This window comes from Paraglaciecola sp. G1-13 (assembly GCF_055809255.1).
Window position 1 is genome coordinate 4490438 of the sequence record NZ_CM147903.1, and the last position, 13246, is coordinate 4503683.

The following is a 13246-nucleotide window of genomic DNA, read 5'->3' on the forward strand; positions in this document are numbered from 1 at the left end:
ACCTCATCCACAAAAAATTGTATGCAATTGAATTAATAAGATAAAAACTCTAAACCTAGAGCGTTTCGTGTTTTTTGCAGAGCAAAGTAAACCCTAAAGTCGTTGACAAGAGTTAGCTCAATCACTATAACTACCTACCAGTAGGTAGATTAATACAATTAGTACTACCAAAGTGAATAGCATCAGTCTCACTAGCCCAAGATCACCAAAAGTGATTAAGCCTTTAACAAACTGTACTAAATAACAAAGAGATAGCCATGATCATATATGACGTTGAGAACTTCCCTAACCCGCTTCGCGTACGTATCGCATTAGCTGAGAAAAACGCCCTTGATAGCGTGACTTTTAAACCAGTGGACTTGATGAATGCTGAGCACAGAAGTGCAGCCTTTTTACGCAAAAACCCCTTTGCCGGTGTACCCGTGCTCGAACTAGACGACGGCACTTATCTCTCTGAATCCCCAGCGATCACTGAATACATTGATCATCATTTTGCTGGCCCTTCATTGACCGGTGAAACCCCCAAAGAGCGTGCAGTCATCAGCATGATGCAGCGCCGCGCTGAAACCCAAGTGCTTGACGCTATTGCCACTTACTTTCATCATGCAACCGACGGTTTAGGCCCTGAGTTAGAAACGTATCAAAATAGTGATTGGGGTCAAAAACAACATGCACGCGCAATGGCAGGTTTAGCTTATTTTGACAGTGTATTGGCCGAGCATAGCTATGTAGCGGGTGAGGCATTTACGATGGCCGACATTACCCTGTGGTGTGGCTTGGTATTCGGTAGTTTTTGTGATGTCGGTATTCCTGCCAACTTAACGCACTTGCAAGCATGGCGCGACCGAGTTGCTAAACGCCCGAGTATTGCAGCTTAATACGCCAGAAACGATATGATTGATACATCGATAGGAGCCTATATATGAATATTAATGCCGATTTTAGCCAGCGTGTCGTTGTTCACAGCCAAAAGCAGCCTTGGGTAGCATCACCGATGCCAGGGGTTGACCGTAGGCCGCTTGATCGCGTTGGTGATGAAGTCGCTCGGGCAACCACTATAGTGCGCTATGCACCAGGCAGTGAATTTTCGCCTCATGTGCATACCGGCGGCGAAGAATTCATCGTGCTTGAGGGCGTGTTTCAAGATCAGCATGGTGACTTTCCTGCAGGCTCCTATATTCGCAACCCTCCTCAATCGTCACATAAACCTGGCTCTGATGAAGGCTGCGTAATTTTTGTAAAGCTATGGCAATTCAACCCAGATGACAGATTACACGTGAACGTACCTGCCAGAGCAGATGACGCTGCATCATCATTTGAATTTAACCCGCCCGCGACAGGCGTAATAAGCAAAGTACTCTATCGTGATGAGTATGAAGTCGTCAGCGTATATGAATTAGCGCCCAACAGTGTGCTTGAGCTTAAAGCCAGCAAAGGCCTTGAGGCCCTAGTGCTTACAGGCGAAATTAGCGAAGGCGGCGACACTCTAGAAAAGCACAGCTGGCTGCGCCTGCCCACAGACAGTCAATTCAAAGCTAAAGCCGGTAAATCCGGCGCAAGGGTATGGATAAAAACCCAGCATCTGCCGTTTGTAGACGAGCAAATAGCGCGTGTTCAAAACGCTAAATAGTAATGACTGGCAGGTTTGCACGACCGTTACAGGCTTAGATGGTTACAGGGTTTTGCAGCTGCAGGGTTGATTGCACGTGTGAGAGAAAATAAAAGAGAAGAAAAAAGTAGGGCTTGAGTGAGCGTGACACCGACTCTGCCCATTTTGCCCATTCTGTTAGCGAACTCGGTCTTTCGATGAGCCAAACAGAAAATCAAACCAAATCGATGCGGTGTCGCTGCGATCTTTCTGATGGCGCGCCTTTGCTCGGGTGTCGATACAAGAATCAAAGGTTGAATCTAAGACTCTACCTTTATCAGCACCTCGTTTATCAACAATATCCCAACAATCAGCGATATCTTTCGATTCACTCGTAACACTGCAACCCGTAAGCACAACTGAAAAAAGGCTGATTAATAATACATTTTTCACGGTTAATCCTTTAAAGCTCATTACAGGCAAAGCAAACGAAAGCGTTATGTTAGTCACTTGCTGTTCACTCGGTTTTTTGCTGTTATTTTTTAATTGTCTTTGCAGGAGCAATGAGTTGCTCCATCGTTATTTTCCCACTGCGAATAGTTGATTTTGCCACATCGATTTCGAATAAGATTGCACTGCCCTTTGCTATGACCAAGGTTAATCCCCCCGCCATAAAATATCGCCTCTTCTGCAACTTGTTGTTTGAAAGGAAGCGTTGAGCAACTCCCTACAGTAAACGATATCAATAAGATGAATAATTTTACTATCTGCATAAACTACCTTGTATGAAAAATGCTCCCATTAGCCGAAGGTTTCTAATTTAATAATCAATTTCAGCACTTTTGCTCTGTTATTACATCTTAATTTTAAACTGCCGTATTCTGTGCTGATTACACCACTCTTGCTGCACTACACCCTACCGGTTTCTTAAAACTGGTAACCAACTTGAAGGAAGCCACCAAACTTTGACTCAACGCTTGCATTAGTCGCGTGAAATGAAACGCCAAATGTTGCCCCTCTTCGATTTATGCCATTCATAAAATAGGTATAGCTGATGCCCGCTCCATAAATATTATCGTCATGGTAATACACCTCTATTCCTTCGGTCGTCGATGCTCTACTAAAATATGACTCTCGCCCTACCAAGCCAGCATAGACGCCAAAACCATGCTTATTGGAATCGAAGTCAAATAAGTCTGTATTAATCCAACCTGCTCCAAACCCACAAGTTGAACCGAGACGAGAGCTATACTCGACACAGCCGACAGAAATATATTTCAAATCATTTTCAGACAGTAACGACAGATTGGCCCCGATACCTGTGTACATCGAACCTATACCTATGCCAATTGAAAAGTCTTTATCTTGGGTTTCTTCTGCGAAGCAATTTAACGATATAAAAGGAATAAGCAGCGCTAATTTTTTCAAAATATGTCCTTATGTTTTGAGAGTGGCAACAAGAGAAGGACACAGTTTTAGAAATACAGGGTTGAATATTTGGAGCCCCTACCTCTCGTTAGAAGAGGTGTTTTAGCATAAGATAAAACGCATTGCACAGGTTAAATTAATTACCATCAAAAAGACAAAGCTACGAGAATGACGAATGTCCCAATCACTTGCTATCTAACAATAATTAGAATTACTCGACATATAAGCGGTATCGCTCTGCCGTTCAAATATAGCTCCCATCCTTTTAGCGATAACAAACTACCGCTTCCATTTATCAATTTAGAGTTTCGCGCAAATGACTCAGGCTGAGAACAGCAGTAATCAAGAGAACAGCAGCAAAGTAATCAAAACAAGTGAGTAATCAAGACACCCATGATAAAAATGGTCGAGTAATCAAGACACCCATGATAAAAATGGTCAATTTTCAGGGCTGAACTAGACTTGATTGGTGTCTCATTTATATCAGGTCGATGGATTATGCCTCAACCTCGAAAAAGCCAAATCAGTTTAATCGATACCCCTTATTACCATTGCGTTTCCCGGTGTGTGCGGAACAAATCCAGTAATCAAGACACCCATTATAAAAATGGTCAATTTTCAGGGCTGAGCTACACTTGATTGGTGTTTCATTTAGTCAGGTAGATGGATTATGCCTCAACCTCGAAAAAGCCAAATTAGTTTAATCGATACCCCTTATTACCATTGCGTTTCCCGCTGCGTAAGGCAGTCGTTCTTGTGCGGAGTCGATACGCATTCTGGGCAAAGTTACGAGCATCGCCGAGGCTGGGTTGAAGCGCGCTTGTTGTTTTTGTCTACGGTATTCGCCATAGATATTTGTGCCTATGCGGTCATGAATAATCACACGCATGTGGTGCTATGTGTGAATAAAATAATGGCTGACAATTGGAATAGCGATGAAGTGTTGAGGCGCTATCACAAGCTACACAGAGGCACTTTGCTGACTCAGAAGTTTATGAATGGCGATACGCTGAGCCAAGGAGAGCTAATCACCTTTGATGAGACCGTTGAAACCTATCGGCAACGTTTGTATGACATAAGCTGGTTTATGCGTGACTTGAATGAATATATTGCTCGCGAAGCCAATAAAGAGGATGGCTGCACTGGTCGTTTCTGGGAAGGACGATTTAAATCACAAGCCCTATTAGATGAGAGTGCGGTCTTAGCGTGTATGGCCTATGTGGACTTGAATCCCATTCGTGCAAAAATGGCAAAAACACCCGAAACGTCAAAACACACCAGTATCAAAAAGCGCATTCACGCCATTAAAAACCAACAACCACAACCGAACGTGTTAATGCCGTTTGTAGGTAATCCTCGTGAAGAAATGCCTCAAGGTATCGCATATTCACTCAAAGACTATTGTGAATTGGTAGACACGACAGGCCGATGCATTCGTGATGACAAGGCCGGTCATATTGATAACACTCACAGTCCTATTCTACAAAGATTAGGCCTAGACGCTGCTCAGTGGTTAACATTAACAACTGAGTTCGAAAAACACTTCTGCTACGCAGCAGGTGCGGAGCAAATGATGAATGCATTTAAACGCCATACCCACCATCAACGGCTGCGAGGAATGACCAAAGCGAGAGAATTATTAAAGCGCGCATAAACCTGATTTGACCAAATTCACACGATACGCAACATCTCGTGCCTTTTACATGTCCGTAAAAGACTGTTTTTTTCCTTCTCTATCTTCGCAGTCAAATCTCCCAATAAAGTCCCCAGCCATCCAGGTTAAAAGAGGGGGTGTTTAGCTGTAAGTTAATACTTGCTAGCCAAAAAAACAAAGACGATTTTTTAAAGAATTTATCATGGGTGTCTATATGAAAACTCTATTGAAAGAATTTATTATGGGTGTCTATATAAAAACTCTTCCCTATCTTCGCAGTCAAATCTCCCAATGAAGTCCCCAGCCATCCAGGTTAAAAGAGGGGGTGCATAGCTGTAAGTTAATTCTTGCTAGCCAAAAAAAACAAAGACGATTTTTTAAAGAATTTATCATGGGTGTCTATATGAAAACTCTATTGAAAGAATTTATTATGGGTGTCTATATAAAAACTCTAAGTCGCTCAGTTTTTTATTCAAATATTAGGAAAGCTAATTAATATTTGTAGACCATCATAAACTCTAGACAAAAAAACACCCGCCGAAGCGGGTGTTCTATTTAGCTTTGTAGCACTATTTCTATGCGTTGCCGCCTTGCTCTGTGGTTTTCAGCATATCAACAACGGTTTTTACGTCGTTGGTATTCTCAGCAATCTTGATCGCCAACTGGCGCTCTGCGTCTGTATCAACCGTGCCAGAAAGGGTCACTTCACCCATTTTTGATTCGACTTCAATTTCCAAGCCGCTCACTTCTGATTCAAACATTAAACGGGTTTTTACTACCGTTTCAATTTTCGCATCGTTAAGAGTCTGCATGACCTCGCCGTCTTGCTCTTCATCTAACTCTTGGATGACCGTCAACTGATTATCGACATCGGTTACACCATCAAGTGACATAACGAGCTCTGACGCTAGCGCTTTGTCGACTTCGCGGTCAACTTTACCTGTTAGGGTGACTTTGCCGTTTTTAACATCTGTGTTGATGTCAAACGAGTCAAGGTTGCCATTAAGCATTAATGTGGTTTCGGCTTTACCGTCAATCCAAGCGTCGCCCGCTGTATCTTTCCAAGTATTCTCTGCATTCGCAGCTAGAGAGGCTGTACCAAGTGTGGCGGCTACTAATACTGAAATGATTGAATTTTTCATAAATATCTCCTTTTTAAGATTCGAAGTAATTAATGCCAATTCAATGCCAACCAGTTAATCCATTGATTTTAAGTAACTTTATTCCATCTTAGTCACACTTTCACATCATCACTTGTGAAATTTATTACCAGGGACTTGTAAATAATTCTTTAATAATACCGAGACTTTCTGACCATTTTTACTTGATGATTGGAGGTTGAAGGTGAAAGTGAAGATTGAGTAAGCGTTAAAACGTAAAATGGCCCTACTACACACATGAAAACGCCTCTAACTCAAAAGAGGCAGAGGCGTTTTTTATTTTTCACTGAACGATTAATGATTTACGGGGGTTGGTACAAATCGACCTCAGGTTAAGACTTTCGTGAGCACGTAATAGGTATCTTTACCAGTCTGGTGCGAAGTCAGGGTCAACAATACGTTCTTGAGGTTCAATGCCATCGATTTTTTCGATTTCTTCGGCAGTTAACATCATTTGCTTAGCCGTGAGATTGTCACGCATGTGGTTCACATTGGTGGATGAAGGGATCGCCACGATTTTCTTATGACTTAACCACGCTAATGCGACCGCAGATGATGTTGTATCGTGGGCACTGGCGATGTCATTCAGTATGTCATTTTCCATCACTTTACCCACACCTAGGGGCATGTATGCGGTTACTTGAATGTTGTTGCGTTGGCAGTATGCCACCAGCTCTTTGTTTTGAAAGTTAGGATGTACCTCGATTTGATTGGTCAGAATATGATCTTTACCTAAAATCGACAGGGCTTCATCAAGCTGGCTTTGGGTGAAATTGGACACACCGATATGTCTCGTCAGACCGCGCTCTTTGCACGCCTTTAGTTCCTTAAGATATTCTGCCATCGATACCTTGTTGTCCGGTGACGGCCAGTGAATGAGCAGTAAGTCAACATAATCGGTATTGAGCTGAGTCAGACTATTTTGCACGCTCGTTATAAATTTATCGGCACTGAGGTTATCAAACCACACTTTAGTCGTGACGAAGAGCTCACCTCTAGAGATTTTAGAGGCGGAAATAGCATCACCGACTTCAGCTTCATTTTCATAAGCTTGTGCGGTATCAATATGACGGTAACCCACATCAAGCGCGTTCTCTACCGCCAGTTTGGCATCATCCCCTTTTAGGCGATATGTACCGAATCCTGGAGTCGGTATTGTTGGCGTAGCGAATGTTGATGAATTCATAAATCAGTCCTTCTGTTGGAGCGCTGACTTTGAGCAAGACAACGCGGTGAACATGTGGATTAACCTATTCGAATACCATGCCAAAAAGTAACCAATTGATATGTATAGAATAAACAATAAGAGATGTGAGATAGAGCAGATTAACGTGAAATATTTTCAACGCTATTTGCAGCCGTTACTGACTGCCTATCACTACGCTTTGCTGATCGTTGCAACGCTTTAGTGATCGTTGCAAGACTCTGTTAGCTGCTGTCACTGTCTAGGTGGCGCTTTATATCATCTAGGCGGCGCTTTATATCCAACCAGTCATGCTCAGCTAGTTGTGAGCTGCTCTGTATTTGTTCAATCATAGCGGCCTGTTGGCGAACGAACTGTTTATGCTCGGGGCTACGGCTAAAACGCAAAATACTGCTTAAGCCTTCCAGTAAACGAATGGTGACTGCTAGGCTGTCTTTCGAATATTGGCGGATCTGATTAAACGCCGCTTCACCCAACCCAGTGAAAGCCACGGGCTTGCATTGAAGTCGAGTTATGCCGTTGTCGTCTTCGTAGATAGTTGGCGGAAAGGGTTTGTCGGTGAGTGTGCACAACACAGCGCTAAGCTTGTCTACCACGGTTACAGCTGAATAAGGGTCGTTAATACCGGGTGATAAGGCGCGAACGGCAATCTCAACCAATTGACGGATTGCAAACTCCACGTCCTGCACTGGGGTGCGATGAGAGCCTAAACGCACCAATTCGGTAATCTTGCTAGGTTGGCAAGAAAGCGTAGCACCATTAAAATAAGCGATGGCGATCACAGAGCCTCGCATTACAAAGTCTCCTGGCATGTAATGTACGCTCAGCGCCATATCACTGTTTTCACTCAAGGCTCGTAGCTGTTCTATGTCCAAGGTTTGTACATATCCGCTGCTCGTCGATTGAATAGCTTGGCTATTAGGGTAAATCTGGTCGAAATCTGGTGCTGTGTAGACACGCTGTTCTGCAGTCGTATCAGCCTCGTCTGGCTCTTCAATTTTCGGGAATAAGCGTTCAATAATGTCGTTAAGTTCGCGATAGACGTTATCAATGACGTTATCTGCCTGAATTGCGCTAGCTACGTGATGAATGAAATAAATCAACACCCCTACTCCAACGATTGCGAGTAACACGGAGGTGAGAATGCTGATGCCAGGCACGAATTCTTGTTGCTCAAAAGACTTGGTGGCCTGAATAATCAGTAAACAATAAATAAACGTAGACAGGAAGAAGCCCAAAACGCATTGGGTACCCGTGTCCATCATAAAATTACGAATAAGCCGAGGGCCGAACTGTGAAGAAGCTAAGGTCAGCGCCACAACCGTGATGGAAAACGCAATACTAGTGACCGTTATCATGGCGGTAGCTATGGTGGTTAACAAAGCTCGGGCTGATTCGGGAGTGGTCTGATAAAAATCAGCGAGTATATCTAGCTCACTGTCAGCGCCGAAACGATCGAAAGCGAGGCCTGCCTGGGATAAGCCAATGGCAATAAGCGCCATAATTGATGGCACAAACCAAAAGCTGGTACGGATGGTTTCCCATAGCGTGATGATCCGTGTGTTCATATGTACTGACATCCAGTGTGTACCTATTTTGATAAGAGATTACTTAGTGCGGACCAGAGCCACCGTTATAAAACTCATGCGACTGTGGGTGCTCTGGCTACACTCAAACGCCAGCGGTTAGTGGTTGTTTGTATTTTTCTTTTTTGCTGCGACCATTGCTGCACCTAGGGCTACGACCACGAAAAGCCCAAATGCGATAAAAAACGTAGTAAGAAAACCGCCGCTCATGGCACCCGACAAAGCAACGATGGCACCGACCGCAATAATTAAAAACACGATAGTGATTTGCATCAACATTTTGCACACTCCTAGGCTGAAGTAGCCTGTAGTTGAACAACCTCTGTCGCGCTTTCGCCTATTGAGCTTCACATTTAGGTGTAACGTTCGCTGAGGTCGTTGTATTAGTATAAGCATTAAAAAAGGGGTGCAAGCACCCCTTTTCATTAAATCAATTTGTTCATCTACCTGAGCAGATTAACAATCGTTGTCTTCAGCGCCTGCGCCTTCTTTCACATCTTCACACGCATCTTCGATTGCGTTGCCTGTGTCAGTCATCATTTCGTCGACTTTTTCACCTGCATTCTCAGCATTGTTGTCGTTACACGCTGTCACCAAAGTAAGTGAACTGAAAACCATGGCTAAAAGAGTAAATTTTTTAAGTAAGTTCATAATGAATCTCCGTATCGTTAGTTATAAATAAATGTGTTTTGTATATCTAGACTTTAGGGCCTTTACCGCGAATAGCATTTGCTACCAACGATAGTACCAATAGCACTAGAAATACAAAGAAAATGATTTTTGCAATTCCTGCAGCCGTTCCAGCTATACCGCCGAAACCCATTACACCAGCTAAGATTGCGATAATTAAAAACGTTAATGCCCAACCTAACATAGTAATCTCCTTAGTATTCAATACTGTATTCGAATCTGAATGTCGAATGAGTTAATGCGCTAATCGTGCCACACCAATAAAAAACTTTAACCAACTGATTTATATGCACTTTTCAATTGACATTAAAAAAGAAATAATTTGATATGTAACTAAAAGTTGAAATATTTACAATTCGAAAAGGAACAAGTTTCCGAACTTGAACTCGCCTCTGAGGGTTTTATTTGAGGCAGAGTTCGGTCAGCAGCGGAAAGTGATCAGAGCCTATTTCTGGTAAACGCGACAAATTCACCAGCTCAAAGTCTTCGCTGTGAAAAACATGGTCTAAAGGCCAGCGCGCTAAAACATGCTGCGCATGAAATGTGTTGAAGGCCCCTCGACCAATGCGCGGGTCGCACATACCACTTACGCGCAAAAATGCTTGCGTGGTGGGTGACCATGCCACGTCGTTTAGATCTCCGCTGACGATCACTGGTAAAGCAGTTTCGCTATCGGTGCTAGCTATTTCCTTAGCTAGGCCAAGTAACTCTCTGTCTCGTTCAGTGGCTTCTTCATTTTCTGTTGGGCTTGGAGGTGCTGGATGCACAAAGTGGCAACGTATTTTCTCGCCGCTTTCTAAAGTCGCAATGCAGTGCACTGAGGGCACGCCTTTTTCTACTCGCTCAGCGGTTTTAATGTCACTCAGAGGCAAGCGGCTAAACACATGCATGCCGTAAAGGTTTTCTAGCGGGAAATTCACCCGATAGGGGTAATCATCATGTAGTGGTGACAAAGCATTTTGCCACCACTGATTAGTTTCAAGCGTGACTAAGATATGTGGCTTTTCTTGATCCACCAGCTTGAGAAGCTTGGGGGCATCGTGATTTGTCATTAATACGTTTGAATTAATGATTTTAATACTGCGCTTCGGGTCCGCAGAGTCATTCATTGGGACCATGGGTTGCACAATTGGCGTGTAGGGCAAAATCCAATGTATTTGATAAGCCAGCGCAACAAAATTCGTCACCAGCATACCAGCCATATATGACAGGTTTTGGTGATAGAAGCTGCCGATCACCAGCAGGTTAATAATCAGCAACACCGCTATTTGTAGTCTGGGAAATTCCCAGACGCGCACAATCCAGTGATCACTGGGTAAAAGTGGCAGGAACGTCAGCAGTATTAAAAAACTGGTTGAAATTATCAAGGTTGTAAACATCTTCGCTCTCGGTTTTAGTCATTGGCTATCAGTAGAACCAGGTTGTTTTTAACCTAGACATTCAGGTTGTAGTGTAAGCAAACAGTCGCTTGGGTATATCTTTTTGTGTTGTTGATGCAGGTAGAGACACAACTTTATCAACTTTGATATCAAGTGACTTAATGAATGCATTTTTAATAATAGCCCCTATTGCAGGCCAAAGCGGGGTTTGAATATCATCTATCTTGCCCTTTAAAGGCACACGAGTGGCAATAAGGTCTTTCTTTCCGCCCTCAAACAGCTCAGCGATACCGCCAGCGGCGGCCTCAAACAACCACTGAAATGGGTTGTCGCCATCTTTAACTACGTCTTCTTGCCAGTCAAACACCGATAAATCATACACCCCAGCCTTTACGTAGCCGCTAACATCCCCCTGCTTGGAAGCAAACTCCATTGCAAAATCAATTTGCCCTGCTTCTAAGTCAAAGGGGGAATAAAAGCTGATGAGGTGGTCGATGTGTTTAACCGGTAAACGCTGCATTTCCACATCTACATTAAAAGTCGGCTTGGCCGCGTAAGGATCGTAAGAGCCCGAAACCGCTAATGGGCAGACCCCAGCAATTTCTGCATCTAGCGCGAGGTGTGTTACCAATGAGCCAGAACGCTGCTTACTGTTCGTTAAGTTGGTAATTTGGCCGTGTACATCCGTGATTTCGGTCAAGGTCTTGCGCTTGGCACTTATGGTTTCAAATGTGAGGCGACCATCAATAATATCAATCCGGTCAATGGAAAAGGGCACTAAGCGATTTGCTAATGTTATCCAAGTTTGCTCGTTTTGCACATCTTGATTAATTTTTTCCTCTTGCTGTACATCATCTGCGTAGTAAAACTGGGGTTTTAGAAAAGTCATTTCAGAGACGATGTTGCCGCGAAGCAACGCAGACCAAAGCACAGAAATATCGAGTTGCTGAATACTAATTAGCGGCTTTTGTAGGTCACCATCCACTAGAGTGAGTTCGATATTTTCAACTTGATACGCGCCGCGGTAGAGTGCGATATCCACGTCACCCACTTGACCGCTCAGCCCTGGGGTGGTCCTAATGGCATAATTTACCCCTTTTTGCACTGCGTAAGGGGCAACCAGTCTTAGCGCGACCAAGATGACCGCTAAGCTGATTAGGGTTATCGCAGTTTTACGCCGACGATGTGCCATTTTCCGCTCCGAGATACAAAGTATTCACCCGCTGGACGCGGGTGATTAGGATTAATTGGGGTAGAATTTACACACCTAAGGGGCATTTTTACAGCTTGCCTTCTTAGGTCATGTAAATGGTTTAACGTTTAGCGATAATCCAGACCGCATGAATGATACCTGGGATGTAGCCCAACAACGTCAACAGTATGTTCAACCAGAACGCGCCGCCTAGGCCTACTTGAAGGAACACACCTAGAGGTGGTAGTAAAATAGCAATCAGTATTCTTATTAAATCCATAATAACGCTCCTGTTTCATCAATATGCTTGTGGTTAAAAGTAAATAACGTGTACTTAATGATTAAGTAGGCAATTAGCGTTCCTACTTTCTAAAAGTAGCAAATATAAATTGTGTATAGCGCTAATCTTCTTTTTCTTTTAAATCATCTGGGCGAGTATCCGCGACATGGGCCCCTCTGTTACCTTGGGCTTTGTCGTGGCCGTGGGTACTGTCTTTTTCAGTCTGATGCTCCATGGCAGCATTAAACTCTGCCCCCAGTAAAATGATATAGGCCGTTAGATAGAACCACATTAACAGGACCACTACACTGCCAAGAGAGCCATACATTTTGTCGTATTGGCCAAACTGCCCAAGATAGAATGAAAACGCGAATGAAAAGGCAACCCACAATGTGCTGGCCAATAAAGACCCGGGGGTGACCCAGCGCCACTTAGCGGTGCTTCGGTGAGGGCCGTAGCGATAAAAAGCGGAAAGCGCCAAATTAAATACCAGTGCTAAGAAAGGCCAAGTTAGCCACTGCACCAGTACGCTGGCGTAATGATGCAGGCCCACATACGAGAATAAAATGGGCAACACCGCAATGGTAAAAAGCGCAGCTACAAGTAACATGACTGCGCTGGCAGTTAATAATACACGCATCACGAGCATCATTAAAAAGCCACGATTTTGGCTTTGCCCATAGGTGATATTGCATGCGGTTACCATCGCTTGGGCGCCCTTACTCGCACTCCACACCGCAAATAGAGTACTGAACACCACCCCCGTACTTAATGCAGTATTTGATTTGCTCATGATGCGTTCAACTTGCTGCGAAATAATTTGCCGACCTTGGTCCGGCACGACCCCTATAAGTTGGTTCAAATGCTGTTGCAGTTCATCCGGCGAGACCAGCAAGCCATATATCGATATAAAAGCCACCAATAATGGAAATACTGCCAGCAAGAAATAGAAACCGACCCCTGCGGCAATCAAAGATAGGTTGTCATCGAGCATTTTTTTCACGGTACGACGTAAAATATCCCACCATCCAGAAAATGGAATTTGACTTGGGCTGGTTGCTGTTTCTCCACGATTAATGCTCACG

The 13246-nt window shown here is 43.8% G+C and carries 16 protein-coding genes and 1 pseudogene; 4 read left to right on the plus strand and 13 right to left on the minus strand.

All coding sequences use genetic code 11. The features are described from left to right. Positions 1-257: 257 nt before the first annotated feature. Complete coding sequence (locus tag AC0L6N_RS19085; protein WP_473476890.1) at positions 258-878, plus strand: glutathione S-transferase family protein; 621 nt, start codon at positions 258-260, stop codon at positions 876-878. A 44-nt stretch (positions 879-922) separates the two neighbouring features. Then, positions 923-1630 carry a cupin domain-containing protein gene (locus AC0L6N_RS19090; RefSeq protein WP_473476892.1) on the plus strand — a complete coding sequence of 236 codons (708 nt, stop codon included), beginning with the start codon at positions 923-925 and terminating at the stop codon, positions 1628-1630. A gap of 156 nt (positions 1631-1786) precedes the next feature. Here the strand turns inward: AC0L6N_RS19090 and AC0L6N_RS19095 are convergent, their stop codons facing one another. From AC0L6N_RS19095 to AC0L6N_RS19105, 3 genes are all read right to left on the minus strand, one after another. Continuing rightward, positions 1787-2041 (minus strand): hypothetical protein, encoded by a 255-nt coding sequence (locus tag AC0L6N_RS19095; RefSeq protein ID WP_473476895.1) that lies wholly within the window; start codon positions 2039-2041, stop codon positions 1787-1789. 82 nt (positions 2042-2123) lie between these two features. Then, complete coding sequence (locus AC0L6N_RS19100; RefSeq protein WP_473476898.1) at positions 2124-2261, minus strand: hypothetical protein; 138 nt, start codon at positions 2259-2261, stop codon at positions 2124-2126. Positions 2262-2515: 254 nt separating this feature from the next. Then, positions 2516-3016 carry a hypothetical protein gene (locus AC0L6N_RS19105; RefSeq protein WP_473476901.1) on the minus strand — a complete coding sequence of 167 codons (501 nt, stop codon included), beginning with the start codon at positions 3014-3016 and terminating at the stop codon, positions 2516-2518. A gap of 498 nt (positions 3017-3514) precedes the next feature. Here AC0L6N_RS19105 and AC0L6N_RS19110 point away from each other — a divergent pair. Together AC0L6N_RS19110 and AC0L6N_RS19115 are read left to right on the plus strand one after the other, a co-directional pair. After that, a pseudogene (locus AC0L6N_RS19110) lies at positions 3515-3628 on the plus strand (transposase); the annotation flags it as partial. A gap of 58 nt (positions 3629-3686) precedes the next feature. After that, complete coding sequence (locus tag AC0L6N_RS19115) at positions 3687-4670, plus strand: transposase (protein WP_473476903.1); 984 nt, start codon at positions 3687-3689, stop codon at positions 4668-4670. Positions 4671-5245: 575 nt separating this feature from the next. Here AC0L6N_RS19115 and AC0L6N_RS19120 read toward each other — a convergent pair. The 10 genes from AC0L6N_RS19120 to AC0L6N_RS19165 form a co-directional block, all read right to left on the minus strand. After that, positions 5246-5812 (minus strand): BON domain-containing protein, encoded by a 567-nt coding sequence (locus AC0L6N_RS19120; RefSeq protein ID WP_011576827.1) that lies wholly within the window; start codon positions 5810-5812, stop codon positions 5246-5248. Positions 5813-6194: 382 nt separating this feature from the next. Then, complete coding sequence (dkgB, locus tag AC0L6N_RS19125; RefSeq protein ID WP_473476906.1) at positions 6195-7016, minus strand: 2,5-didehydrogluconate reductase DkgB; 822 nt, start codon at positions 7014-7016, stop codon at positions 6195-6197. A 242-nt stretch (positions 7017-7258) separates the two neighbouring features. Continuing rightward, the gene (locus AC0L6N_RS19130) at positions 7259-8614 is read right to left on the minus strand and encodes a DUF2254 domain-containing protein (protein WP_473476909.1); all 1356 of its coding nucleotides are present in this window, start codon (positions 8612-8614) and stop codon (positions 7259-7261) included. A gap of 105 nt (positions 8615-8719) precedes the next feature. Beyond that, entirely contained in the window at positions 8720-8899 is a 180-nt protein-coding gene (locus tag AC0L6N_RS19135; RefSeq protein WP_041714140.1) for a hypothetical protein, read from the minus strand. Between the two features lie 177 nt (positions 8900-9076). Further along, positions 9077-9271 (minus strand): hypothetical protein, encoded by a 195-nt coding sequence (locus AC0L6N_RS19140; protein ID WP_006991545.1) that lies wholly within the window; start codon positions 9269-9271, stop codon positions 9077-9079. 46 nt (positions 9272-9317) lie between these two features. After that, positions 9318-9494 (minus strand): DUF1328 domain-containing protein, encoded by a 177-nt coding sequence (locus AC0L6N_RS19145; protein ID WP_006991544.1) that lies wholly within the window; start codon positions 9492-9494, stop codon positions 9318-9320. Positions 9495-9711: 217 nt separating this feature from the next. Beyond that, positions 9712-10689 carry an endonuclease/exonuclease/phosphatase family protein gene (locus AC0L6N_RS19150; protein WP_473476913.1) on the minus strand — a complete coding sequence of 326 codons (978 nt, stop codon included), beginning with the start codon at positions 10687-10689 and terminating at the stop codon, positions 9712-9714. A 61-nt stretch (positions 10690-10750) separates the two neighbouring features. Then, positions 10751-11881 carry a DUF748 domain-containing protein gene (locus tag AC0L6N_RS19155; protein WP_473476916.1) on the minus strand — a complete coding sequence of 377 codons (1131 nt, stop codon included), beginning with the start codon at positions 11879-11881 and terminating at the stop codon, positions 10751-10753. 121 nt (positions 11882-12002) lie between these two features. After that, positions 12003-12161 (minus strand): YqaE/Pmp3 family membrane protein, encoded by a 159-nt coding sequence (locus AC0L6N_RS19160; RefSeq protein ID WP_006991541.1) that lies wholly within the window; start codon positions 12159-12161, stop codon positions 12003-12005. A gap of 121 nt (positions 12162-12282) precedes the next feature. Continuing rightward, a complete protein-coding gene (locus tag AC0L6N_RS19165; protein ID WP_473476919.1) occupies positions 12283-13245 on the minus strand; it encodes a YihY/virulence factor BrkB family protein in 963 nt (320 codons plus the stop codon). Between the last annotated feature and the right edge of the window lies 1 nt (position 13246).

Coding starts and splice junctions, on each gene's coding strand:
- AC0L6N_RS19140 (WP_006991545.1), bottom strand. CDS start 9,271: ATGAACTTACTTAAAAAATTTACTCTTTTAGCCATGGTTTTCAGTTCA.
- AC0L6N_RS19120 (WP_011576827.1), bottom strand. CDS start 5,812: ATGAAAAATTCAATCATTTCAGTATTAGTAGCCGCCACACTTGGTACA.
- AC0L6N_RS19115 (WP_473476903.1), top strand. CDS start 3,687: ATGCCTCAACCTCGAAAAAGCCAAATTAGTTTAATCGATACCCCTTAT.
- AC0L6N_RS19135 (WP_041714140.1), bottom strand. CDS start 8,899: ATGTTGATGCAAATCACTATCGTGTTTTTAATTATTGCGGTCGGTGCC.
- AC0L6N_RS19090 (WP_473476892.1), top strand. CDS start 923: ATGAATATTAATGCCGATTTTAGCCAGCGTGTCGTTGTTCACAGCCAA.
- AC0L6N_RS19155 (WP_473476916.1), bottom strand. CDS start 11,881: ATGGCACATCGTCGGCGTAAAACTGCGATAACCCTAATCAGCTTAGCG.
- AC0L6N_RS19160 (WP_006991541.1), bottom strand. CDS start 12,161: ATGGATTTAATAAGAATACTGATTGCTATTTTACTACCACCTCTAGGT.
- AC0L6N_RS19145 (WP_006991544.1), bottom strand. CDS start 9,494: ATGTTAGGTTGGGCATTAACGTTTTTAATTATCGCAATCTTAGCTGGT.
- AC0L6N_RS19100 (WP_473476898.1), bottom strand. CDS start 2,261: ATGGCGGGGGGATTAACCTTGGTCATAGCAAAGGGCAGTGCAATCTTA.
- AC0L6N_RS19085 (WP_473476890.1), top strand. CDS start 258: ATGATCATATATGACGTTGAGAACTTCCCTAACCCGCTTCGCGTACGT.
- dkgB (WP_473476906.1), bottom strand. CDS start 7,016: ATGAATTCATCAACATTCGCTACGCCAACAATACCGACTCCAGGATTC.
- AC0L6N_RS19130 (WP_473476909.1), bottom strand. CDS start 8,614: ATGTCAGTACATATGAACACACGGATCATCACGCTATGGGAAACCATC.
- AC0L6N_RS19150 (WP_473476913.1), bottom strand. CDS start 10,689: ATGTTTACAACCTTGATAATTTCAACCAGTTTTTTAATACTGCTGACG.